The sequence below is a fragment of the Pseudomonas turukhanskensis genome, from assembly GCF_027922365.1.
Lineage (GTDB): Bacteria > Pseudomonadota > Gammaproteobacteria > Pseudomonadales > Pseudomonadaceae > Aquipseudomonas > Aquipseudomonas turukhanskensis.
The window spans coordinates 39395-63953 of record NZ_BSFN01000005.1 but is presented as its reverse complement, the minus strand read 5'-3'; the positions used below and the strand labels follow the sequence as shown (position 1 = coordinate 63953).

22 protein-coding genes are annotated in these 24559 nt (G+C 61.7%); 19 read left to right on the top strand and 3 right to left on the bottom strand.

The features are described 5' to 3' along the window. Positions 1-10 precede the first annotated feature (10 nt). The 18 genes from thrC to PKE98_RS10620 all read left to right on the top strand — a co-directional run bounded on the left by thrC (position 11) and on the right by PKE98_RS10620 (position 20134). Positions 11-1420 carry a threonine synthase gene (thrC, locus tag PKE98_RS10705; protein ID WP_271195282.1) on the top strand — a complete coding sequence of 470 codons (1410 nt, stop codon included), beginning with the start codon at positions 11-13 and terminating at the stop codon, positions 1418-1420. A 257-nt stretch (positions 1421-1677) separates the two neighbouring features. Continuing rightward, positions 1678-3300 (top strand): methyl-accepting chemotaxis protein, encoded by a 1623-nt coding sequence (locus tag PKE98_RS10700; protein ID WP_271195281.1) that lies wholly within the window; start codon positions 1678-1680, stop codon positions 3298-3300. A gap of 8 nt (positions 3301-3308) precedes the next feature. Further along, a complete protein-coding gene (locus PKE98_RS10695) occupies positions 3309-3812 on the top strand; it encodes a chemotaxis protein CheW (RefSeq protein ID WP_271195280.1) in 504 nt (167 codons plus the stop codon). Further along, entirely contained in the window at positions 3809-5047 is a 1239-nt protein-coding gene (locus PKE98_RS10690) for a CheR family methyltransferase (protein WP_271195279.1), read from the top strand. Before PKE98_RS10695 ends, PKE98_RS10690 begins: the two co-directional genes overlap by 4 nt. A 5-nt stretch (positions 5048-5052) precedes the next feature. Then, on the top strand, positions 5053-5736 hold the full coding sequence (locus tag PKE98_RS10685) for a chemotaxis protein CheW (RefSeq protein WP_271195278.1): 684 nt from the start codon (positions 5053-5055) through the stop codon (positions 5734-5736). Continuing rightward, the gene (locus PKE98_RS10680) at positions 5733-7997 is read left to right on the top strand and encodes a hybrid sensor histidine kinase/response regulator (RefSeq protein WP_271195277.1); all 2265 of its coding nucleotides are present in this window, start codon (positions 5733-5735) and stop codon (positions 7995-7997) included. The genes PKE98_RS10685 and PKE98_RS10680 overlap by 4 nt, the downstream gene beginning before the upstream one ends. Then, positions 7998-9005: a chemotaxis response regulator protein-glutamate methylesterase gene (locus tag PKE98_RS10675; protein ID WP_271195276.1), complete on the top strand. Its 1008-nt coding sequence runs from the start codon at positions 7998-8000 to the stop codon at positions 9003-9005. It abuts the gene before it with no gap. A 130-nt stretch (positions 9006-9135) separates the two neighbouring features. Next, on the top strand, positions 9136-10089 hold the full coding sequence (locus PKE98_RS10670) for a response regulator (RefSeq protein WP_271195524.1): 954 nt from the start codon (positions 9136-9138) through the stop codon (positions 10087-10089). Positions 10090-10232: 143 nt separating this feature from the next. Then, positions 10233-10928: a tellurite resistance TerB family protein gene (locus tag PKE98_RS10665; RefSeq protein ID WP_271195275.1), complete on the top strand. Its 696-nt coding sequence runs from the start codon at positions 10233-10235 to the stop codon at positions 10926-10928. Between the two features lie 172 nt (positions 10929-11100). Continuing rightward, positions 11101-12196, top strand: a protein-coding gene (prfB, locus tag PKE98_RS10660; protein ID WP_271195274.1) for a peptide chain release factor 2 whose coding sequence is annotated in 2 segments (ribosomal slippage) — positions 11101-11172 and positions 11174-12196 — 1095 coding nt in all. Because the reading frame shifts where the segments join, the coding sequence is not laid out codon by codon here. A 74-nt stretch (positions 12197-12270) separates the two neighbouring features. After that, positions 12271-13773, top strand: coding sequence for a lysine--tRNA ligase (lysS, locus tag PKE98_RS10655; protein WP_271195273.1), 1503 nt, complete (start codon positions 12271-12273; stop codon positions 13771-13773). A gap of 163 nt (positions 13774-13936) precedes the next feature. Further along, positions 13937-14647: a TetR/AcrR family transcriptional regulator gene (locus PKE98_RS10650; protein ID WP_271195272.1), complete on the top strand. Its 711-nt coding sequence runs from the start codon at positions 13937-13939 to the stop codon at positions 14645-14647. A 153-nt stretch (positions 14648-14800) separates the two neighbouring features. Continuing rightward, positions 14801-16015 carry an O-antigen ligase family protein gene (locus PKE98_RS10645; protein WP_271195271.1) on the top strand — a complete coding sequence of 405 codons (1215 nt, stop codon included), beginning with the start codon at positions 14801-14803 and terminating at the stop codon, positions 16013-16015. Then, positions 16005-16583, top strand: a complete 579-nt coding sequence (locus PKE98_RS10640) for a serine acetyltransferase (protein ID WP_271195270.1) — start codon at positions 16005-16007, stop codon at positions 16581-16583. The genes PKE98_RS10645 and PKE98_RS10640 overlap by 11 nt, the downstream gene beginning before the upstream one ends. A 176-nt stretch (positions 16584-16759) precedes the next feature. Beyond that, positions 16760-17311: a hypothetical protein gene (locus PKE98_RS10635; protein ID WP_271195269.1), complete on the top strand. Its 552-nt coding sequence runs from the start codon at positions 16760-16762 to the stop codon at positions 17309-17311. A gap of 103 nt (positions 17312-17414) precedes the next feature. Then, complete coding sequence (locus tag PKE98_RS10630) at positions 17415-18710, top strand: flavohemoglobin expression-modulating QEGLA motif protein (RefSeq protein ID WP_271195268.1); 1296 nt, start codon at positions 17415-17417, stop codon at positions 18708-18710. Between the two features lie 198 nt (positions 18711-18908). Next, on the top strand, positions 18909-19811 hold the full coding sequence (locus PKE98_RS10625) for an alpha/beta hydrolase (protein WP_271195267.1): 903 nt from the start codon (positions 18909-18911) through the stop codon (positions 19809-19811). Next, positions 19808-20134, top strand: coding sequence for a PA3694 family proteiin (locus PKE98_RS10620; protein WP_271195266.1), 327 nt, complete (start codon positions 19808-19810; stop codon positions 20132-20134). The genes PKE98_RS10625 and PKE98_RS10620 overlap by 4 nt, the downstream gene beginning before the upstream one ends. Positions 20135-20257: 123 nt before the next feature. Here PKE98_RS10620 and PKE98_RS10615 read toward each other — a convergent pair whose 3' ends face one another. Then, entirely contained in the window at positions 20258-22441 is a 2184-nt protein-coding gene (locus PKE98_RS10615) for a heavy metal translocating P-type ATPase (protein WP_271195265.1), read from the bottom strand. A gap of 80 nt (positions 22442-22521) precedes the next feature. Between PKE98_RS10615 and cadR the strand changes: the two genes are divergently transcribed. Then, positions 22522-22989, top strand: a complete 468-nt coding sequence (gene cadR, locus PKE98_RS10610; RefSeq protein ID WP_271195264.1) for a Cd(II)/Pb(II)-responsive transcriptional regulator — start codon at positions 22522-22524, stop codon at positions 22987-22989. Between the two features lie 91 nt (positions 22990-23080). Here cadR and PKE98_RS10605 read toward each other — a convergent pair whose 3' ends face one another. Further along, positions 23081-23857 carry an OmpA family protein gene (locus tag PKE98_RS10605; protein ID WP_271195263.1) on the bottom strand — a complete coding sequence of 259 codons (777 nt, stop codon included), beginning with the start codon at positions 23855-23857 and terminating at the stop codon, positions 23081-23083. Positions 23858-23893: 36 nt separating this feature from the next. Beyond that, positions 23894-24304 (bottom strand): DUF4398 domain-containing protein, encoded by a 411-nt coding sequence (locus tag PKE98_RS10600; protein WP_271195262.1) that lies wholly within the window; start codon positions 24302-24304, stop codon positions 23894-23896. Between the last annotated feature and the right edge of the window lie 255 nt (positions 24305-24559).

Genomic DNA, 24559 nt, shown 5'->3' with positions numbered 1-24559 from the left:
GGACTTTTCCATGCGTTACATCAGTACCCGCGGCCAAGCGCCTGCGCTGAATTTCGAAGACGTATTGCTGGCCGGCTTGGCCAGCGACGGCGGCCTGTACGTGCCGGAAAACCTGCCGCATTTCACCCAGGAAGAAATCGCTTCCTGGGCCGGCCTGCCTTACCACGAGCTGGCCTTTCGCGTCATGCGTCCGTTCGTCACCGGCAGCATTCCGGATGCCGACTTCAAAAAGATTCTCGAAGAAACCTACGGCGTATTTGCCCATAACGCCGTGGCGCCGCTGCGCCAGTTGAATGGCAACGAGTGGGTGCTGGAGCTGTTCCACGGCCCGACCCTGGCGTTCAAAGACTTCGCCCTGCAACTGCTCGGCCGTCTGCTGGACTACGTACTGGCCAAGCGCAACGAGCGCGTGGTGATCATCGGCGCCACCTCCGGCGACACCGGCTCGGCTGCCATCGAAGGCTGCAAGGCCTGCGATAACGTCGACATCTTTATCCTGCACCCGCACAACCGCGTGTCCGAAGTGCAGCGTCGGCAGATGACCACCATCCTGGGCGACAACATCCACAACATCGCCGTGGAAGGTAACTTCGACGACTGCCAGGAAATGGTCAAAGACAGCTTCGCCGACCAGAGCTTCCTCAAAGGCACACGCCTTGTCGCGGTGAACTCCATCAACTGGGCGCGGATCATGGCCCAGATCGTCTACTACTTCCACGCGGCTCTGCAGCTCGGCGGCCCGGCGCGCTCCATCGCGTTTTCGGTGCCCACCGGCAACTTCGGCGACATCTTCGCTGGCTACCTGGCACGCAACATGGGCCTGCCGATCAGCCAGTTGATCGTCGCCACCAACCGCAACGACATCCTGCACCGCTTTATGAGCGGCAATCAGTATGTGAAAGACACGCTGCACCCGACCTTGTCGCCGTCGATGGACATCATGGTGTCGTCCAACTTCGAACGCCTGCTGTTCGACCTGCACGGCCGTAACGGCGCCGCTATCAATGACTTGATGGCCACCTTCAAGAAAGGCGGCGGTTTCAGCGTCGACCAAGACCGCTGGACCGAAGCGCGCAAGCTCTTCGACTCCCTGGCCGTGACCGACGAAGAAACCTGCGAAACCATCGCCCAGGTGTATGCCGAAACTGGCGAGCTGCTCGACCCGCACACCGCCATTGGCGTTAAAGCCGCACGCGAGTGCCGTCGCAGCCTGAGCACCCCGATGGTGATTCTGGGCACCGCCCACCCGGTGAAATTCCCCGAAGCGGTGGAAAAAGCCGGCGTTGGCAAAGGCCCGATTCTGCCGCCGCACCTGCAAGACCTGTTCGACCGCCCGGAGCGTTGCACCGTCCTGGCCAACGACATAAAGGCCATGCAGAGCTTCGTCAGCGCCCACGGCAACCGTGGCAAGCCGTTGTAAGCCCTGACAAGCGGCAAAAAAAGGCCAGCTCACCGATGTGAGCTGGCCTTTTTTATTCACGATGCAGCCGTTGCGCCGTGCGGCTGCCCATGTTTCACCCGAACTGCCGCGTTTAAGTCGTTGATTCGCTTACCCGCTGCTACGCTTTGTTTGCTTGCGCCTGTGTAGGGCGCGTCTTACAGTCGCTGGCATTGGCGCGCCACCTGTCGCCGTCAGCTTGAGCCGTGCCCCGGCACCGTTCGTATGGGGAGTGAAGTGTGAAGAATTGGACCTTGCGTCAGCGCATCCTGGCGAGTTTTGCGGTGATTATCGCGATCGTCATTCTGATGATCGCCGTGGCCTATTCACGCCTGGTAACCATCGAGGCCGGGGCCAAAAGCGTGGCCAACGACTCCATGCCTGGGGTGTATTTCAGCTCCTATATCCGTAGCTCCTGGGTCGACAGTTTTATCCTCGCCCAACAAGTGGTGGGCCTTTCCGATGAACAGGTGATACCGCCCGCGACGCTGGCCGAGTTCAACAGCAACGACGAAAAACTGATGGCTCGGGTAGCTGAATACCAGCGCTCGATTGTCGACTCCGAAGATAAGGCTCACCTGGACGCCTTCCTCAAGCAACGCGAGGAATTCAACAAGCTGCTATCGGAAGTGCTCGGCCAGTTCCAGCAAGGCCAGCCGCTGGTGGCGCGCAAAATTCTCAATGAGCAGTTGCGCCCGGTATGGGCCAAGGGCCGCGAGCAGTTGCTGGCCATGGTGCAGTTCAACAAAGACCGTGCGGACGTGGCCACCACCAATATCACCAGCCAGGCCAGCGGCGCGAAGGTCAGCATGGTGCTGTCGCTGTTGCTGGTCATAGCCGTGGCGATGATCAGCGGCTTTATTTTGATGCGCGCCATCATGGGCCCACTGAATAACCTGGCGCAGATTCTCACGGTGATGCGCACGGGCAACCTCACCACCCGTTTCAACGGTGTGCGCGCCGACGAATTCGGCGCGGTGCAGAGCGGCTTCAATGCCATGATCGATGACCTCACGGCTCTGGTGTCGCAGTCGCAGCGCTCGGCTGTGCAGGTCACCACCGCGGTGACGGAAATCGCCGCCACCTCCAAACAGCAACAAGCCACGGCCACCGAAACGGCCGCCACCACCACGCAGATCGGCGCCACCTCGCGGGAAATTGCCGCCACCTCGCGTGACCTGGTGCGCACCATGGGCGAAGTGAGTTACTCCGCCGAGCAGGCTTCGCACCTGGCCGGCGCCGGACAGGTGGGCTTGCAGCGCATGGAAGAAACCATGCGCCAGGTGATGGGCGCCGCCGAGCTGGTGAACGCCAAACTTGGCATTCTCAACGAGAAAGCGAGCAACATTAATCAGGTGGTGACCACCATTGTGAAAGTGGCAGACCAGACCAACCTGCTGTCGCTCAACGCCGCCATCGAGGCGGAAAAAGCTGGCGAGTACGGACGCGGTTTTTCGGTGGTTGCCACCGAAGTGCGCCGTCTGGCCGACCAGACCGCCGTCGCCACGTACGACATCGAACAGATGGTGCGCGAGATTCAGTCGGCGGTGTCGGCCGGGGTGATGGGCATGGATAAATTCTCCGAGCAGGTGCGTCGCGGCATGAGCGATGTGCAGGAAGTGGGCGAGCAACTGTCGCAAACCATCGACCAGGTGCAGGCCCTGGCGCCGCGCGTAGTGGTGCTTAACGAGGGCATGCAGGCCCAGGCCACCGGCGCCGAGCAGATCACCCAGGCGCTGACGCAATTGGGTGAGGCCACCGGGCAGACCGTCGAGTCGCTGCGCCAGGCCAGCTTTGCCATCGAAGAACTCAACCAAGTGGCCGGCAGCCTGCGCAGCGGCGTGTCGAGCTTCAAGGTCTGAAGCCGCTTATGAACGCCAACCAGCAGCCGGCGCACGGGCACAAGGCCCCGCTGTACCTGCTGTTTTCCCTGGGCCTTGAGCGCTATGCCCTGGCCGCGCGCGACGTGGTGGCTGTGTTGCCGCGGGTGCCAGTCAAAACCCTGCCCGGCGCGCCGGTCTGGGTGGCCGGGGTGTTCGCCTTCCGGGGTGCCCTCGTGCCGGTATTGGACCTGTGCCAACTCAGCCTGGGTACCGCCGCCGTGGCGCGTACCAGCACTCGCACGGTGTTGGTCCATTACCGCACCGCTGATGGCCTTACACGGCCGCTGGGCTTGGTGCTGGAGCAGGCCAGCGACACCTTGCGCTGCGACGCCGAGGCCTTTCGCGATTACGGCCTGGTCAACCCGGCTTCGCCGTACCTAGGCCCGGTGGTGGAAACCGCCGCTGGCCTGGTGCAGCGCATCGCCATCGACCAACTGTTGCCGGAAACGGTGCAGGCGCTGCTGTTCCCGCCGCAAGGGCTGACGCTATGACCGTCGACCCCCGCTTCGAGCAACTGCTCAAAGACAAGATCGGCCTGGATGCCATCACCGTCGGTGCCTCGATCATCGAGCGCGCCGTCCGCCGCTGCATGGCCAGCGTACCGGGCCGCGATCTGGAAACGTTCTGGCACGACCTGCACCACTCGGACGCCGAACTGCAGGCGCTGATCGAAGCGGTAATCGTGCCCGAGACCTGGTTTTTCCGTTACCCCGAATCTTTCGCCACCCTGGCGCGCATGGCCACCCGCCGCGCTGCCGAGTTGGCCGGCGCGCGCCCACTGCGTCTGTTAAGCCTGCCGTGTTCAACCGGTGAGGAGCCGTATTCGATTGCCATGTGCCTGTTGGATGCAGGCCTGGCGGCCGATGCCTTCAAGGTGGATGCGCTGGATATCAGCCCGCTGTCGATCGAGCGCGCTACTGTAGGCCGCTACGGGCGCAATTCGTTTCGCGGCGAAACCTTAGGTTTTCGCAACCGGCACTTCAGCACCGAAGCCAATGGCTACCGGCTCAATGAGTCGGTGCGCAAGCAGGTGCGCTTTCAGGTCGGTAACCTGCTGGAACCGGGGCTGCTGGCTGGCGAGCAGGCCTATGACTTTGTCTTTTGCCGCAACCTGCTGATCTATTTCGACGTGGCCACACAAGAACAAACGATGGACGTGCTCAAGCGCCTGACCCGTGACGACGGCGTGCTGTTTATCGGCCCGGCCGAGGCCAGTCTGTTTACCCGCCTGGGCATGCAGTCGCTGGGTATTGCGCTGTCGTTCGCGTTTCGCCGCCAGCCCGTCAATCAGCCGCCTGCGCCCGTTACCGTTGCGCCCGTGGTGCGCCGCCCGCCGCCGTTGCCTACGCCGCGACCGGTGGCCACGCTGCCAGTCAAACCAGCCAATAAAAAAGCTGCGACCCCGGCGGATGACAGCGCCGCGCAGTTGGCGCAGCTGGCCGCGTTGGCCAACCAGGGCCGCACCGCCGAAGCCCGTCGTTTGGGCGATGCGTTGCTGGCCAGGCACGGGCCGTCGGCCGAAGTCTTTTATTGGTTGGGGCTGCTATGCGAAGTGGAAAACGATGCCGCCGGCGCCCAGGGTTTTTACCGCAAGGCGCTGTACCTGCAACCCCAGCATCCGGCGGCGTTGGCGCAATTGGCAGCCTTGCTCGCCGCCCAGGGCGACACTGCCGGCGCCCAGCGTTTGCAAGCCCGGGCGCAACGGGGAGCGGGGCGCAATGAGTAACCGCCATGACTGAAGTGAGCCTGAGCCTGCACGGCGGCGAGCTGACCGTAGATGACTGCTGGAACCGCATCGGCGTGCGCGGCGACAAGAGCTGCCCGAAGCTGATCGAACATGTGCATTGCCGCAACTGCGAGGTGTACGCCGCCGCGGCCACGCGCCTGCTCGACCGCTACAGCTTGAGCCAGGAACACGTGGCCCTGTACGACCAGGACAAGGATACCGAGGCGCAAGTTACCCGTTCGATGATCGTGTTTCGCCTCGGCGATGAGTGGCTGGCGCTGGCCACGCGCACGCTGGTGGAAGTGTCGCCGCTGGCCCCCATTCATTCGTTGCCGCACCAACGTTCGCGGGCTTTGCTGGGAGTGGCCAATGTGCGCGGCGCGCTGGTGCCGTGCGTGTCGCTGACCGAGCTGTTGGGCCTGGATGCTGCCGCCGGCAAACCCAGCGGCCGCATCGTGCCGCGTCTGCTTATTCTGGCCGCGCAGGGCGGCAATGTGGTGGCGCCGGTGGATGAGGTGCTGGGTATTCAGGCGTTCCCCGAGCAGGCGCTGGACGCGGCCAGTGCCAGCCAGGCCGGCAGTGCTGCCAGCGGCAAATTCACCCGTGGCGTGTTGCAGTGGCAACAGCGCAGCGTGCGTTTGCTGGATGAAGACCTTCTTTTGCACGCCGTGATGCGGAGCCTGACATGACCCCGGATCAAATGCGCGATGCCTCGATGCTGGAACTGTTTCAGCTCGAAGCCGAGGCCCAGGCCCAGGTGCTGAACGAAGGCTTGCTGGCGCTGGAGCGCAACCCTACCCAGGCCGATCAACTGGAAGCCTGCATGCGCGCGGCGCACTCGCTAAAAGGCGCGGCGCGGATTGTGGGTGTGGATGCCGGCGTGGGCATCGCCCATGTGATGGAAGATTGCCTGGTCAGCGCGCAGAACGGCCAGCTGCGTCTGACGCCGGACCATATCGATGCGCTGCTCAAAGGCACCGATTTGTTGCTGCGCGTGGCCAAGCCCGACTCGGGGGTTACGCCAGCGGACGTGGCCAGGTTTGTCGAGCAGATGGACATCATGAACCGTGGCGGTTTTATGGCCATGCAGGAAAGCCGCCTGGTCGCGCCCGAACCGCAATTCACGCTGCCCACCGAGCACACGCTGCCGCCCATTGCTGCCGAGCCGCCAGCCGTTACGGTGGAAGACGCGCCGGTGGCCGATGCTGGCGGTGAGCGCGTGCTGCGGGTAACCGCCGAGCGCCTGAACCGCTTGCTGGACTTGTCGAGTAAATCGCTGGTGGAGTCGCAGCGGCTCAAGCCGTTCCTCACCTCGATGCAGCGCATGAAACGCTTGCAGACCGGTGCCAGCCGCACCCTCAACGGCGTACAGGACGCGCTGAACGACGCCAACACCGACCCGCAAACCCTGGAGCTGCTCAGCGAGGCCCGGCGCCTGGTGGACGAGTGCCAGCAACTGCTGACCCAGCAGGCCAGCGACCTCGATGAATTCAGCTGGCAATCCGAGCAGCGCGCGCAGTTGCTGTACGACACTGCGCTGGCTTGCCGCCTGCGGCCGTTCAACGATGTATTGCGCGGCCAGGAACGGATGATCCGCGACCTCGGCCGCTCCCTCGGCAAACAGGTACGGCTGGAAGTTGAGGGCCATAAAACCCAGGTCGACCGCGAGGTGCTGGAAAAGCTCGAGGCGCCGCTGGTGCACCTGCTGCGCAACGCCGTCGACCATGGCATCGAAAGCGCCGATGTGCGCGCACTTGCGGGTAAGGCGACTGAAGGCGTAATCCGCATAAAGGCTCGCCATCAGGCCGGTTTGCTGGTGCTGGAATTGAGTGACGACGGCGCCGGTATCGACCTGGACCGCCTGCGCCGGGCCATCGCCCAGCGACAGTTATCCACGCCTGAAACCATTGCGCAAATGAGCGAGCAAGAGCTGCTGAGCTTTCTGTTCCTGCCCGGTTTCAGCATGCGCGATACGGTCACCGAGGTGTCGGGCCGTGGCGTTGGCCTGGACGTGGTGCAGCACATGGTCCGCCAACTGCGCGGGGTAATCGAGCTGCGTCAGGTGCCGGGCCAAGGCGCTACCTTCCACCTGGAAGTGCCGCTGACCCTGTCGGTGGTGCGCAGCCTGGTGGTGATGATTGGTGGCGAGGCCTATGCCTTTCCCCTGGCGCAGATTGAACGCATGTTGGAACTGGCACCGGCCGATATCGTGCAGCTAGAAGGGCGCCAGCATTTCTGGCACGAGGGCCGGCATGTGGGCCTGGTGGCGGCGCATCAGTTGTTGCAGCGGCCCGAGGGCGAGCCGACGGCGGGCGATATCCGCGTGGTGGTGATTCGTGAGCGCGACGCGGTGTATGGCGTGGCGGTGGAGCGGTTTATCGGCGAGCGTACATTGGTGGTGCTGCCCATCGATGCGCGGCTGGGCAAGGTGCAGGACATTTCTGCCGGCGCCTTGCTGGACGACGGCACGCCGGTGCTGATTCTGGATGTGGAAGACATGCTGCGTTCGGTGGAGAAACTGCTCAGCACGGGTCGCCTGGAACGCATCGACCGTGGCCGGCAAGCCGGCGCGGTGGCGCGCAAGCGCATTCTGGTGGTGGACGACTCGCTCACCGTGCGCGAGTTGGAGCGCAAGTTGCTGCTGCAACGCGGCTACGACGTGGCGGTGGCGGTGGATGGCATGGACGGCTGGAACGCGCTGCGCTCCGAGCACTTCGATTTGCTGGTGAGCGATATCGATATGCCGCGTATGGACGGCATCGAGCTGGTCACCCTTATCCGCCGCGACAACCGTTTGCAGTCGTTGCCAATCATGGTGGTGTCGTACAAAGACCGAGAAGAAGACCGGCGCCGAGGCCTGGATGCCGGTGCGGATTATTACCTGGCCAAGGCCAGTTTCCATGACGAAGCGCTGCTGGATGCGGTCGTCGATCTGATTGGGGAGCCGTAGGTGAAGATCGCCATCGTCAACGATATGCCCCTGGCGGTAGAGGCGCTGCGCCGGGCGCTGGCGCTGGAGCCGGCGCATCAGGTGATCTGGGTGGCCGGCGATGGCGCCGAGGCGGTGGCCAAGTGTGCGGAACATCGCCCGGATGTGGTGCTGATGGATCTGATCATGCCGGTGATGGACGGCGTTGAAGCCACCCGGCAGATCATGGCCAGAACGCCGTGCGCGATTGTGGTGGTGACGGTGAATTCGCAGCAGAGCGTCAACCGCGTGTTCGAGGCCATGGGCCACGGCGCGGTGGACGTGGTGGACACTCCGGCACTCGGCGTGGGCGACCCGCGAGAGGCGGCGGCGCCGTTGCTGCGCAAGATCCAGAATATTGGCTGGCTATTGGGCCAGCAGGAAAAAAAACCGACGGCCACGGCCCAGGGCACAGGTGCCACCCAACAGCGCAAGGCGTTGCTGGCCATTGGCGCGTCGGCGGGCGGGCCGGCGGCGCTGGAAATATTGCTCAAGGCGCTGCCGGCCGATTTCCCGGCGGCGGTGGTGCTGGTGCAACACGTAGATCAGGTGTTTGCCGCCGGCATGGCCGACTGGCTGTGCGATGCGTCGAACATGCCAGTACGCCTGGCCGTGGACGGCGAGCCGCCGCAGGTAGGCAGCGTGTTGCTGGCCGGCACCAATAACCACCTGAGGTTGCTCAGAGATGGCACCCTGAGTTACACCGTGGAGCCCAGCGCGCATATTTACCGGCCCTCGATTGATGTGTTTTTTGAAAGCGTCGCGCAGTATTGGCAAGGCGAGGCCATGGGCGTGCTGTTGACCGGCATGGGCCGCGACGGTGCCAACGGCTTGAAAATGATGCGTGAGCGCGGGTTTCATACCATCGCTCAGGACCAGCAAAGCTCGGCGGTATACGGCATGCCCAAGGCTGCCGCCGCCATTGATGCCGCTGTAGAAATTTGTGCGTTGGACGCCATCGCGCCAACGCTGTGCCGACGATGGCAGTAGGGCGAATGTCAGCTGTTGAGACCGTGATTCGGCGGATACCGCTGGCGCGGCATTCGCCCTACGAATTGGCGACAGAACAACAATGTGTAGTCGGGGTAACGCCGTAGTGATTAATGACGAAAACGCCGTAATGGTGTTGTTGGTGGACGACCAGGCCATGATTGGTGAGGCCATCCGCCGTGCCCTGGCGAACGAGCCGAACATTGGCTACCACTTCTGCTCGGACCCGCATCAGGCGGTGGCCCAGGCTATTGCCATCAAGCCCACGGTGATCATTCAGGACCTGGTGATGCCGGGCGTAGACGGCCTGTCGCTGGTGCGTGCGTACCGCGCCAACCCGGTGACAGCGGATATCCCGATTATCGTGCTGTCGACCAAAGACGACGGCATGGTCAAAAGCTCGGCCTTCGGCGCCGGCGCCAACGACTACCTGGTGAAACTGCCCGAACCCATTGAGCTGATTGCGCGTATTCGCTACCACTCGCGCTCGTTCCAGATGCAACTGCAGCGCGACGAGGCCCACCGCGCCCTGCGCGAGAGCCAGCAGCAACTGATGGAAACCAACCTGGTGCTGCAGCGCCTGATGAATTCGGACGGCCTGACCGGCCTGTCCAACCGTCGGCATTTCGACGAATACCTGGAAATGGAATGGCGTCGGGCCATGCGCGAGCAAAGCCAGCTGTCGCTGCTGATGATCGATGTGGACTACTTCAAGGCCTACAACGACAGCTTCGGTCATCTCAAGGGCGACGAAGTGCTGCACCAAGTGGCCGATGCCATTCGTGGCGGTTGCAGCCGCCCGTCCGACCTGCCGGCGCGCTACGGTGGCGAGGAATTCGCGATGGTGTTGCCCAGTACCTCGTCCGGTGGTGCGCGGCTGGTGGCGGAAAAAATCCGCCGCTCGGTGGAGGCGATGCATATTCCCCATACCTCACCCAAGGAAGGCTCGGTGCTGACCGTCAGCGTTGGCCTGGCGACCATGTTGCCGCAGCAGGGTGAAGAGCATCGGTCGCTGATTCAGACGGCTGACCGGGCGCTGTATCAGGCCAAGAATGCGGGGCGTAATCAGGTGGGGATGTTGTGATCGCCCTTAGGATCAATCGAGGCTGACGCCTCGATTACTGGAGACGTCGGCCGAAAAGCAACATCTGCAAACACTCTCGCGTAAGGCTTTTCCTGCATTTGCCTCTAGTCTGCCGATCGGTTTATTTGACGATTGGAGGCTGTATGAACACCCGTGGCTTGCTCGATCAGTTGTTGAAATCCGGCCAGGACCTGCTGCAAAACAAGGCTACCGGCGCCAAGCCGGGCAAAGCCGGCGGGCTGCTGGATGGCGCCAACCTTGGCAGCCTGCTCAGTGGGGCCGGCGGTGGTGCGTTGGCGGCCGGGGCCATGGGCCTGCTGCTGGGCAACAAAAGCGCCCGCAAGCTGGGCGGCAAAGCCCTGACTTACGGTGGCCTCGCTGCGTTGGGCGTGATTGCCTACAAAGCTTACGGTAACTGGCAGGCCAATCAGTCGGCCGGCGCCGCCCCCGAACCGCAAACCCTTGATCGTCTTCCGCCGGCCCAGGCCGAGCTACACAGTCAGGCCATTCTCAAAGCCCTGGTGGCGGCCGCCAAGGCCGACGGCCATGTCGATGCCCGCGAGCGGCAACTTATTGAAGGCGAGTTCGTGAAGCTGAGTAATGATGCCGAGCTCAACCGCTGGCTGGATCTGGAACTGAACAAACCGCTGGACCCCGCCGACGTGGCCCGCGCTGCCAGTACACCGGAGATGGCGGCCGAAATGTATGTGGCCAGCGTGCTCATGGTGGATGAGGAGCACTTTATGGAGCGCGCTTATCTGGATGAGCTGGCCAAGCAGTTGAAGATCGAGCCGTCGCTGAAGGTGGAGTTGGAGAGCCAGGTGCGCCAGGCGCTCTGATATCTCTTGTAGGAGCCAGCTTGCTGGCGAACGCTGTAAACATCGGTGTTTTCAGGGTTCGCCAGCAAGCTGGCTCTTGCGTTTATGCCCCGATTACCGGCTGCAACCCTTGCAGCGACTGGGGTATACTCGCCGGCTTTTCGAAAGTTCAAGCCTGCGAGTGCTGCCCACCATGGAAATCAACCCGATCCTTAACAGCATCAAGGACCTCTCCGAACGCTCCGAGACCATTCGGGGGTATCTTTGACTACGATCACAAGAGTGATCGTCTGACTGAGGTCAACCGCGAGCTGGAAGACCCAGCCGTGTGGAACAACCCTGAATACGCCCAGAACCTGGGCCGCGAACGTGCCGCCCTGGCACTGATCGTCGAAACACTCGACGAGATGAAAAGCGGCCTGAGCGATGCCCGTGACCTGCTGCAAATGGCTGCCGAAGAAGAAGACCAGGGCGCCGTAGACGACGTCTGCGCCGAGGTCGAGCGCCTGCGCGAGTCGCTGGAAAAACTCGAGTTCCGCCGTATGTTCAGCGGCGAGATGGATGCCAATAACGCCTACCTCGATATTCAGGCCGGTTCCGGCGGCACCGAAGCCCAGGACTGGGCCAACATTCTGCTGCGCATGTACCTGCGCTGGGCCGACAAGCGTGGCTTCGAGGCAACCATCATGGAATTGTCGGCCGGTGAAGTGGCGGGCATCAAAGGCGCCACCGTGCATATCAAGGGCGAATACGCCTTTGGCTGGCTGCGCACTGAAATCGGCGTGCACCGCCTTGTGCGTAAAAGTCCGTTCGACTCCGGTAACCGTCGCCATACGTCGTTCTCGGCGGTATTCGTGTCGCCGGAAATCGATGACAACATCGAAATCGAAATCAACCCGGCAGACCTGCGCATTGACACCTATCGTTCATCCGGTGCCGGTGGTCAGCACGTAAACACCACCGACTCGGCTGTACGTATTACTCACGTTCCGACCAACACCGTGGTCAGCTGCCAGAACGAACGCTCCCAACACGCCAACAAAGACACCGCGATGAAAATGCTGCGCGCCCGCTTGTATGAGCAGGAAGTGCAAAAACGCAACGCGGCTTCCCAGGCGCTGGAGGAGACCAAATCTGACATCGGCTGGGGTCACCAGATTCGCTCCTATGTACTGGATGCCTCGCGCATCAAGGATTTGCGTACCAGCATCGAGCGCAGCGACTGCGACAAAGTGCTGGACGGCGACCTGGACGAATACCTGATCGCGAGCCTCAAGCAAGGGCTGTAAGTTCAGCCCCGATACGCGCCCCCCTGATTGGGCAATGCAACGTGCACTGCAACGTATATGGAAACTGTAAAGACATGAGCGACCAAACACCGGATCTGCAAGCGCTGCAACAGGAAGAAAACACCTTGATCGCCCTGCGCAAGGAAAAGCTTGCCGCAGCACGTAGCAAGGGTCAGGCCTTCCCCAACGACTTCCGCCGCGACAACTACTGCGCTGACTTGCAAAAGCAGTACGTGGACAAGACCAAGGAAGAGCTGGAAGCCGCTGCCATCCCGGTCAAGGTTGCCGGTCGCATCATGCTCAACCGTGGCGCGTTCATGGTTATCCAAGACATGAGCGGGCGCATTCAGGTGTACGTGAACCGCAAAACCCTGTCCGAAGAGAAACTGGCCGAAGTAAAAACCTGGGACCTGGGCGACATCATTGCCGCCGAAGGCACCCTGGCCCGTTCCGGAAAGGGCGATCTGTACGTGGAAATGACCGACGTACGCCTGCTGACCAAGTCGCTGCGCCCGCTGCCGGACAAGCACCACGGCCTGACCGATACCGAAACCCGTTACCGTCAGCGCTACGTCGACCTGATCGTCAACGAAGAAACCCGCCAGACCTTCCGCGTCCGTTCGCAAGTGATTGCGCACATTCGCAGCTTCCTGATGCAGCGCGACTTCCTCGAAGTTGAAACGCCGATGCTGCAGACCATTCCTGGCGGCGCCGCGGCCAAGCCGTTCGAAACGCACCACAACGCTCTGGACATGGGCATGTACCTGCGCATTGCGCCGGAGCTTTACCTCAAGCGTTTGGTGGTGGGCGGTTTCGAGCGCGTGTTCGAGATCAACCGCAATTTCCGTAACGAAGGCGTTTCCACCCGGCACAACCCCGAGTTCACCATGCTCGAGTTCTACCAGGCTTACGCTGACTACGAAGACAACATGGACCTCACCGAGGAGCTGTTCCGTGAGTTGGCGCAACTGGTGCTGGGCACCACCGATGTGCCTTACCAGGGCAAGGTGTTCCACTTCGGCGAGCCATTTGCGCGCATGTCGGTGTTCGACTCGATCCTGCACTACAACCCGGACCTGACCGCCGCCGACCTGACCGATATCGACAAGGCCCGCGACATTGCCAAGAAAGCCGGCGCCAAGGTGCTGGGCTTCGAAGGCCTGGGCAAGTTGCAGGTGATGATTTTCGAAGAGCTGGTGGAGCACAAGCTGGAGCAGCCGCACTTCATTACCCAGTACCCGTTCGAAGTATCGCCGCTGGCCCGCCGCAACGACGAAGACCCAAGCGTGACCGACCGCTTCGAGCTGTTTATCGGCGGCCGTGAAATCGCCAACGCCTACTCCGAGTTGAACGACGCCGAAGACCAGGCCGAGCGCTTCCAGGCACAGGTGGCCGACAAGGACGCCGGTGACGACGAAGCCATGCACTACGACGCCGATTTCGTTCGTGCGCTGGAGTACGGCATGCCGCCAACTGCAGGTGAAGGCATTGGTATCGACCGTTTAGTGATGTTGTTGACGGATGCGCCGTCTATTCGCGACGTGATTCTTTTCCCCCATATGCGCCCACAGGCCTGATGCAGACAAAGAGCCGCCTTCGGGCGGTTTTTTGTTACCGTTCAGTGCGCGTATTTGTTGGAGTGGAGTGGAATCTATTCTGCCAAGGCAGGCTCCAAGTCCCGCCGACTCCACGAGAGTCATGGTCAGCTATCAATAGAGAGTGCGAGAGGTAAGCCCCGTCGTGACCCAACCTTCCCGAGACAGCACTGCTGACGTCGCCAGCGCCGTTGCCGAAAGTGTTCAATACCAGGGCCGCAAGGCCAGCCGCCAGGGCAGCGAACAACGCCGCCAGGCGATCCTTGATGCGGCCATGCGCATTATCGTGCGCGAAGGCGTGCGCGCCGTGCGCCACCGCGCTGTGGCTGCCGAGGCCGAAGTGCCATTGTCAGCCACCACGTATTACTTCAAAGACATCAACGACCTGATAACCGATACGTTCGCGCTCTTCGTCGAACGTAGCGCCGCCGATATGGCTGCGTTCTGGGAAGGTACTGAAGGCCTGCTGCGCGCCCGGGTAGACAAACTCGATGGCAGCGCCGAATCCCGCCGTGCGCTGGCCGACTATATCGCTGCCATGGCCGTTGAGTACGTGCGCCAGCAAGTGCAGGAGCGTCCGGCGCACTTGCTCGCCGAGCGTGCCTTTCAGCAGGAAGCACTGCTTAACCCCCGCCTGCATGATCTGGTGCGCTCGCACCGGCAGATTCTGCAGCAGGGTGCGACGCACTTCTTCGAAGTGTTGGGTTCCAAACAGCCTGAGCAGGATGCCAAGGTGCTCACCGGCATCGTTGAGCGCATGGAGTATCAGGGCTTGATTGATGGCGCTGAGCACCTGGACGGTGCCGATATGCTGGCCTTGCTCAAGCGTTATATGTATCTGGTGCTGGGTTTGTAGGTCGCTTTTCGGTCGGGCTGTCGTTTTCGCGCAAGCTGGTGGCGATGTTTTCAATGACTGAGCCGTTAAATGGCGCCAAAATGTTCGGCACGTAACACTTGGCAACATGCAGTTGCAGCCCTCCCGTTTCAGACTTCTTCATTGGATGTATGCATGGCGCTCAAACGCTTGGCCAAGGACGTTGGCCTATTGGTACTTTCACTGGGCATGCTGGTCGACCTGATCGGCATTCTGTTCATCAACGACGGAAGCCGGTTGACCGCGCTGCTCAACCTCACGTTTTTTCTCCCCGCCTTGGTGCTGACGCTTTCTGTGCCGGCTTACCGGGCGCGTCTGTTCAACCGCGAACTGCTGTTCGTGGGGGTGTTCTTGCTGTTCACCTTGTTGGTCGTCTGCCTCAATAGCCACTCGGAACACTCGCTCAAAGCTCAGCTGAAAACCGCGCTGTACGTGCTGGTGTACGTCTCGGCGGTGTTGATTCTTGCGTTGGAAAACAAGCTGGAGCGTTTGCTGTGCTGGGCGTTTTTTCTCGCCAGTGCCGTCGCCGCCGCCAGCTTGCTCTACCAGGGCGTAGTGCTGCACAAGGCGTTGTTTTTCGCCGGTTTTCGTCTGGATAGCCTGGGCTATGAGGGCTATGCCGACTTTGGTAACGCCATTGTCTCGGCGCTGTACTTCGGCGTATTCGCGGTGTTTGGTGTGCATCAGGTGGTGAGCAAACCGATGGCCGTCTGGCAGCGAGCGGTGTGGGCGCTGTGTGTGGCTGCGTTGGGGTTGTACATCCTTAGTACCGGATCGCGCGGGGTATGGGCGGGCGTGCTGGCGGCGTTCTTTGCCAGCGTGATCTTGCACCTTCACGGGCGTGTGCGGGCTGGGGTACTGGCGGCGTCGGTGCTGGTGCTCGCCGCTGCCACGTTTTACGTCAAGGTGGTGCTGGCCCAAAGCGGACGGGGCATTAGCTTGCGCGACCAGATATGGTCGGCCTGGTACGAGCGCCTCGGCGAATTCTGGTTGGCCGGCGCCGGGGCCGGTAACGACTTTGATGTGTGTGTGGCGCAAACCACCTGCTTCAATCAAGCGCACAATCTGTTTCTGCAGACCGGTTATGAATACGGCCTGATTGGCATGCTGTTGCTGGTGGTATTGATCGGCGTGGCCTGGATACGTGGCATGGACCGCTCGGTGCGCGAGCAGCCGCTGGGCAGTCTTGGTGGTGTGCTGATGCTGTTCGCCGTGATTACCGCCCTGGTGAATTACCACACCGTACTGAATCGTCCGGGTGTGTATTGGCTGGTGTTCTGGCTGCCGCTGGGGCTTCTGATCCACGCGCGGTATATGGCAACGCAACGGGGTGAGCAGCGTGCTGGGTAAGATTCTTCGCGAGGCAAAAATCTACTGGCAGGCCGAAATTCTCGGCGGCCCGCAAAAGCCGTTCACGTGGACGCGGCTGCGGCAGAAGTGCAAACGCAATAACCGCGACCTCTATCTGTTCTGGTTCCGCCTGGCCTACGCCATGAACGAGCACGGCAACAGCTTCTGGCGCCGCCGCGCCAAGTTGCTGAACGAGAAAACCAGCCGCCGTTTTGGTGTGGAAATCATGCTTGGCGCTCAGATTGGTATCGGCCTGCGCATCAATCATCCCACCGGTATCGTGATTACCTCGCACGCGCGCATCGGCCGCGATTTTCGTGTGTGGCAAAACACCTCTATCGGTATCAAAGGCGCCTCCGAGCAGGTGCGTATTGTGCTGGGTGACGGGGTTCGGCTGAGCGCCCATAGCTGCATCATTGGCGATGACATCGAAATCGGCGACAACGTGGTAATTGGCGCAGGTTCACTGGTTACCAAAAGCGTCCCTGCCAACCACGTGTTCTATAACGAACGTACCGATGTGGTTCGTCAGTACGACCCGGCACATATGGGGCGTCTGCAACAATAAGCGGGCATGGTCACAACCTGCGCTGAATCCTTGCTCGTAACATTTGTCACAATCGATAGCTAACGTGGGCCGTTTTAGTCAGGTACTCATCAGGGGAGAGAGTCGGTGACGACAGGCTGTGTAAATGTGACGGTAAAGGCAGCGCGGCTGCCGGGCGAGCAAGCGGGGAGGGCGCGATGAACCTCTGGCGTGTATTGGTTGCGTTGTCGTTTCTGCTGCTGGGCGGTTGCCTGGTGACGTTCAAAGATCCTATTCCGGCCAACGAGCCGGCGCCCATGCCGCTGCTTGGCGAGTGGACGCGCAAGAACGAGTTTGGCGACACGCTCTATCTGGATGTCAGTCGTTCGGGCCCCAACGTCTATAAGGCGCGGACCTACGTGAACACTCCCGATAACCTCAAAAGCGTCGAAGAGTACAGCTTTACCGTGTCGCACCACGGCAGCCGCTGGTACCTGTCGGCGGGCCTGCCCAAAAGCCTGGGGGCCAACTTTGCCATCGGTGGTTTCGAGCTGACCAAGGACAACGAGCTGCTGCTCTATAACCTGGATATCGACCGCGTTACCCAGGAGCTGGAAGTAGGCGGCTTGCAGGGTGATGTGGTGCAAACGCCCGAGGGCGATGGTGTGCTGATCACCAGCCCGTTAGAGAAAGTGTTTGCGTATCTGGACGATCAGGCCAATTCGGATGTATTTATCGAGGTGGCGCGGTATCAGCGTACCGGCGAGTAGCGCATAAAAAAAAGCATCGCGGCTGAAGCCGCTCTTACAGGTTGTGCAGTCTTGTAGGAGCGGCTTCAGCCGCGATGTTGTTGATTTTAAAGGCGAGGGACCGATGAACAGCCAACTCCAACTTGACGACTACCAACTGGTCATTCGCGCCTTGTCGGACCGCCTGGTAGAAGCGCAAACGCCGATCCGCGTGCTGGACGCCGTCAAGTGGGACGACAACGTGCGCAAGGCCTTCCTCAAAGGCAAAGGCAAGGAGCTGCCCCAGGTAGGTCGCGATTACTACGCCGGCCGCCCGCTGGGTTTCGACTCTGGCGCCAAGAAGCTGGAATTCCAGAATATCGAGCGCGATATCACTCGCCAGCTCGGCCAGTTCAACCCCGTCGGGCAGATCATGCGGCGCATGTGCAAGGAATACCGCATGGTTATCCGCATGCTCGAAGCGCGCGGCACGTCGGACTTTGGCCTGATCTCGCAGGAGCTGTATGGCTCGGCCTCCGATGCCTTTCATGCCGGCGACCCCACCCTGGCCGACCTTGGCCTGATGTTCTCCGATTACCTGAACAAGATCGATGACCGGGGCGACCTCAAGGACGAACCGAAAACCCTGACCGCCAAGGACGCGGTGGCCATACTGCAAGGCCGCCTCAACACCGTGTTCGGTGAAGCGCAGAGCACCATCCGCGTGTTCGAGTCGGACGGCATTCTGGCCGACGCGGCCGCCGGCGCCGACTACATCAAGATTCGTTCCGACGCCATGTTCAACGAGCGCGACGTGCGCGCCCTGGAAGTGCACGAAGGCCTGGTGCATGTGGGCACCACCCTGAACGGCCTCAATCAGCCGATCTGCACCTTTCTGGCCAAGGGCCCGCCCTCGTCGACCATTACCCAGGAAGGCCTGGCGATTCTGATGGAAGTGATCGCTTTCGCCTCCTACCCCAGCCGCCTGCGCAAACTCACCAACCGTACCCGCGCCATTCACATGGCCGAAGAGGGCGCCGACTTTCTCCAGGTGTTCGACTTCTTCCGCGAGCAAGGCTTCGATATGGAGCAAAGCTACGCCAATGCCAGCCGCAGCTTCCGTGGCTCGACGCCGGACGGCCTGCCGTTTACCAAGGACCTGTCGTACCTCAAGGGCTTTATCCTGATCTACAACTACATTCAGCTGGCCGTGCGCAAAGGCAAGCTCGAAGCCATTCCGCTGCTGTTCTGCGGCAAGGCCACCCTGGAAGACATGCGCACGTTGCGCCAATTGGTGGACGAAGGCCTGGTGGTGCCGCCCAAGTACTTGCCGCCGCAATTCCGTGACTTGAATGCCTTGTCGGCGTGGATGTGCTTTTCCAACTTCCTCAACCATTTGAGCCTGGACCGCATCGAGGCGGATTACGCGAATATTTTGTAGGCGGGTGATTGGACACGAATCACCGTTTCCTTCGATAGCCTGGGTCCCAGCCTGCGCTGGGACGACGGTGGCGGTTGGCAAAACACCCTCATCCCAGCGAAGGCTGGGATCCAGAATCTCCAGCCGTACGCCACAGGACGGAGCCCCTATGCCCAGCCCCAAACTTGGATGTGAAATGCCTGCCACCGGGTGCGCCTGATGCGCCGTGTGCTTCTGGCCGCACTGCTGATCGGCCTGACCGGCTGCAGCAACCTGTTGTTCTTCCCCCTCAAGCAAGTGCCATTCACCCCCACAGTGGCCAAGCTGCAATACCGCGATATCACCCTGACCGCCGCTGACGGCACGCGCCTGCATGCCTGGTGGCTGCCGGCCAAAGAAGGCGTGGCGCTCAAGGGCACCGTGCTGCACCTGCATGGCAACGGCGGCAATGTCGCCACCCACCTGGGCGGCAGCTACTGGTTACCGGAGCAGGGGTACCAGGTGCTGTTGCTCGACTATCGCGGCTACGGCACCTCTGAAGGCAGCCCGGATTTGCCCGGCGTCTATCAAGACATCGACGCCGCGTTCGCTTGGCTAAAAACCGCGCCCCAGACCCAGGGCCAACCGCTCTATGTGTTAGGGCAAAGCATTGGCGGCGCATTGGCCGTGCACTATTTAAGCGAGCACCCGCAGCAGGCCAGCCGCCTTGCGGCCATGGTGCTCGACGGGGTGCCGGCCAGTTACCGCGATGTGGCCCAGCTCACCCTGAGCAACTCGTGGCTGACTTGGCCGCTGCAGGTGCCGCTGTCCTGGCTGGTGCCGGACGGCGACAGTGCGATCACCAGCATTGGCAATTTGCCGCAGCTGCCGCTGTTGATCTACCACAGCATTGACGATACGGTCGTGCCCCTTTCCAACGGCGTGAGCTTGTATCAAGCTGCGCGCCCGCCGCGGGTGTTCCAGCCCACGCGTGGCGGCCATGTGCAAACCTTCGCCGACCCGGTGTGGCGGCAAGTGATGGTGCTGTTTATGAGCGACCCCCAAGGTTTTACCGGGCTGCGTCGTTTGGCTGAAGTGCCCAATAGCCCCCAATCCGATTCGAAAACAGAGACAGCGCAATGAGCGAACAACGCGACGCAAGACCCCTGATCATCACTGGCGTGCTTTCCATCATGGGCACCGTGGCCGCGCTCTGGTTCTACGGTTACCTGCATATTGCCAAGCCCGAAGATGCGTTGCTGCTGTCGGACTTCACCATGCTCAAGACCGTGCCGGGTGAAGACTACAAAGTGTCGCTGGAGCCCGCGGCGCAAGTGGCGCAGTGTGTGGATGGTATCGTGGTGTTGTTCGATACCGAGCAGAAAGGCCTGACCGGTGTGTTGGTGGACAACAAGAAACGCGCGGTACGCTGCATGGGGCAGGAGACGCCGCAGAAGATTGAGTGAAGCTTTAAGACCCTCTCCCCAGCCCTCTCCCGCGAGCGGGCAGAGGGGGCTGACCGAGTTCGATCTGGTTCCCCTCTCCCGCGTGCGGGAGAGGGGCTAGGGGCTAGGGGTAAGGGCCAGCCATTACGCAGTCTTGACTCTCAACAACCGCAACCCGTTAAACACCACCAACAAACTCGCCCCCATATCCGCGAACACCGCCATCCACAGGCTGCCCATGCCCGCCAGGGTCAGGCCGAGAAACACCACCTTGATGCCCAATGCCAGCGCGATGTTCTGCATCAGCACGTTGTGGGTGCGGCGTGACAGACGAATAAATACGGGCAGCTTGCGCAGGTCGTCATCCATCAGTGCCACGCCCGCCGTTTCAATCGCGGTGTCGGTGCCGGCCGCGCCCATGGCAAAGCCGATATCGGCCCGGGCCAGGGCCGGAGCGTCGTTAATGCCGTCGCCGACCATGCCGACCCGTTGCCCATTCACCTGCCGCTGTTGAATCTGCGCCAGTTTGTCTTCGGGCAATAAATTGCCCTGCGCCTCATCAATGCCAACCTGCTTGGCAATCGCCGCGGCGGTGTGTGGGTTGTCGCCGGTAAGCATCAGGGTTTTCACCCCCAGCTCGTGCAACTCGGCGATGGCCTCGCGGCTGGTGTCGCGCACCGCATCGGCGACGGCAAACAGTGCCAGCGGGCCGTTGCCATCGAGCAGGACGATGGCGGTTTTGCCTTGGCGCTCCAGCGTGTCGAGGTGGCCTTCCAATTCGGTCGAGCACAGTCCCAGTTCTTCCACCAGACGATGGTTGCCCAGGTGGTAGGGCGTGCCGTCGATCACGCCTTTGACGCCACGGCCGGGGAGGGCGATCAGGTCTTGCACCTCCAGCAGGGCGATCTGTTCCTCGCCAGCCGCACGGGCCAGGGCCTGCGATACCGGGTGATCGGAGCGCGTCGCCAGGCTGGCCGCCAGGGCACGTGCATTGGGCTGGTCGCCGAGCAGCACCACATCGGTCTGCTGCGGCCGGCCGTGGGTGAGGGTGCCGGTTTTATCCAGCGCCACCCAGGCCAGTTGCCGGCCCATCTCCAGAAATACGCCACCCTTCACCAGAATGCCCAGGCGTGCGGCCGCAGCCAGGCCGCTCACCAGGGTTACCGGCGTGGAAATCACCAGCGCACAGGGGCAGGCGATCACCAGCAGCACCAGGGCTTTATAGATCCAGTCCAGCCAGTGGCCGCCGACGATCAGAGGCGGTACCACGGCCGTCAGCACGGCAATGGCAAATACGCTTGGCGTATAGATACGTGAAAAACGGTCGACAAAGCGTTGGGTCGGCGCTTTCGAGCTTTGCGCTTCTTCCACGGCGTGGATGATGCGCGCCAGGGTGCTGTCGTCGGCGGCTCGCGTGGTGCTGTATTCCAGCTCGCCTTCGCCGTTGATGCTGCCGGCAAACAACACGTCGTCTGGGGCCTTTTCCACCGGCAGGCTTTCGCCGGTGATGGGCGCCTGGTTGACGCTGGAGCGGCCGTTGACCACCTGGCCATCCAGCGCAATGCGCTCGCCGGGGCGAACCCGCACGCGGCTGCCCAACGCGACGTCGGCCACCTTCATTTCCTGCCACTGGCCGTTTACCTGCACGGTGGCCTGCGCCGGCGTGAGATCGAGCAGGCCACGAATGGCACGGCGAGCGCGGTCCAGCGACTTGGCTTCGATCAGCTCGGCAATGGCAAACAGCACGCTGACCATCGCCGCTTCCGGCCACTGACCGATCAGCACGGCGCCGGTCACGGCAATGCTCATCAGCGCGTTGATGTTCAGGTTGCGGTTTTTCAGGGCAATCAGGCCCTTGCGGTACGTGGGCAAACCGGCGCCGGCGATCGCGGCCAGGGCAAACAAGGCAATCAACCAGGTCGGGCCGGCTTCAGTCCATTCCAGCACTTCGGCCACCAGCGCAGCTGCACCGGCCAGTGCCAACGGCCACCAGGGTTTGTGTTCGGCGGCAGGGGCCGGGGCGCCGTTATCCACAGGCTCGGCTTGCATGCCCAGGGTGGCGATCAGCTGTTGCAGCGGCTGTAATTCGGCAAAGCGGTGCTGCACGCGCAGCACCCGCTGGATCAGGTTGAATTCCAGCGCCTCCACTTCCTTAACCTTGCCCAGGGCATCGCGTAGCAGACGTTCTTCGGTGGGGCAGTCCATGGCATCGATGCGCAGGCTGCTCCAGCGCAGCTCACCGGTGACGCCGCTTACCGATAGGGCAGCTGCCACTTGCGGCGCGGCGTCGTGGTGGTGATCGCAGCAATGATGGTGGTCGTGACTCATGTGCATAACTCCTGGTTGACGCTGTGGCAGTGATTGCACACCCTGTAGCTACTACAGAGTCAAGCAGCGAGAGTCATGACATGAAAATTGGTGAGCTGGCGCGACTGACCGACTGCCCGGTGGAGACCATTCGCTACTACGAGCGTGAGGGGCTTCTGCCAGAGCCTGCACGCTCTGAAGGCAATTACCGGCAATACACCCAGGTGCATGTGGAGCGTCTGGCGTTTATCCGTCACTGCCGCTCGCTGGATATGACCCAGCAGGAAATTCGCGAATTGCTGGCCCTGCGCGATGCGCCCGAGGCCGATTGCACGGCGGCCAATCGCCTGATCGACGAACATATTCATCATGTGGAAGTGCGCATCACCGAGTTGCGGTCGTTGCAAGAGCAACTGCGTGAGTTGCGCGCCCATTGCCAGGTTGTGGGCAATAACGAAGCGTGCGGGATTCTGCGGGAGTTGGAACAGCCTGCACCGCCGGCGGTGGCCAGTGAGGCGTGTATCGATGCCGGGCATTTGCATGTGCCGGGGGTGCACAAGCGGCATTAGGTCGAGATCGCTGGTGCGCGGAGCACACCCTACCAAAGCGCTGTTGATCTCGTAGGGTGTGCTTCGCGCACCAGGCGATTTTACCGGCGACTTACAACACGCGAGGAGCTACAGGTGCAGGGCCATTAGCGATGGTCACCTCAACGCGACGATTCAACGTGCGCGAATCGGGCGAGGCATTGCTCGCTACCGGGTAGTCCTTACCGAAGCCATGGGTGGTAATGCGGGTTGGCGAAACCCCCATGCCTACCAGCGCGCTACGCACCGAGTCGGCACGGGCTTGCGACAGGCGCAGGTTATGGTCGGTGGTGCCGGTGTTGTCGGTAAACCCTTCCACTACCACTTGGCTGTTGGGGTTCTGCTGCAGGTAGTTACCCAGTTCCTGCACATTGCGCAGGCCGTTTGGCGTCAGCTCGGCGCGGTCGATCTGGAACAGCACATCGCCCAGGGTGACCACGGTGCCGCGCGGGGTTTGTTTGGCTTGCAGCTGTTGCAGCAGCACGCTCACCTGCTGGTTACGGGCATCCAGTTGCGCTTGCGTGCGCTGTGCCGGGGCGTTGGCCAGGCTTTGTTCAGCCTGCTTCTGAAGCATGGTCTGACGTGCCACTTCCACGCGCTGGTTGCTGATATAGGCCAATTGGTCGACCTGGGACTGCGGCTTGCCGTCGGCATAGGCGATATCGGCACGGGCGATCATATCGGCCGCTTCCTTGGTTTCCAGCGGCGCCAGGGTTTGCGCTTGCGGCTGGGCAGTCAGGGCCGAGTAGTTGCTATGGGCCTGGTCCAGGTTCGGGTTGGGTTTGGAAGCACAGGCCACCAGGGCGAGGCTGAGTACCGACAGGGCAGAAACTGAAATCAACTTGTTCATGGGGATTGTCCTTATCTGGGCTGAGCGCTGAGCGCGTTACTGCACGATGATTGGCGTGCGAGCGCCTTCTTCACGAATTTGCTGAACACCCTGTTGTGAGTCCTGCAGGGTTTTCTGGGCCTTGGTGGCCAGCGCGGTACGTTCGGCTACACGGGCATCCCACTCGGCCTGTTCGGCCATCATGCGGGCTTGTTCGTACTGGTCATCACGCAGCAGGCTTTCTGCAGCAGCCAGTTTGTCCTGCGCGGCCTTCATGGGCACCGGAGCGTACTCCGGGCCGCCTGCGGCCACGGCGCTCTTGACCACTGTGTTGGTCACGGCGAATTGCTCGGTCGGCGGGTTGCCGGCGCAGCCGGTCAGCAGCAAGGTGCCGCCGAGGGCCAGCGCTGCCAGCAATGATTTTGGGTGGGTGACAGCAGGGCTTGTCTTCATGATATTCCGCTCCATTGGGGTCTCTCCACAGATGTCTTCACTCAAGACAACTTGCCTGCCAGATGCATGCTAATTACCGATTGATAGCCGACGTTGGCTATACGTTGCCGGCTAATGGCAAATGCGCTGGCTTATGGGTGTGACCGGAGCGGTGTAAAGAATGTTCAACATAATTGACGACGGGTGGTACGGCGGGGAGGGTTGGCGAAGGGAAATGGCTCTCCGTGGGCGGCGTAGGGCGGATATCGCCAAAGGCGATATCTGCCGATT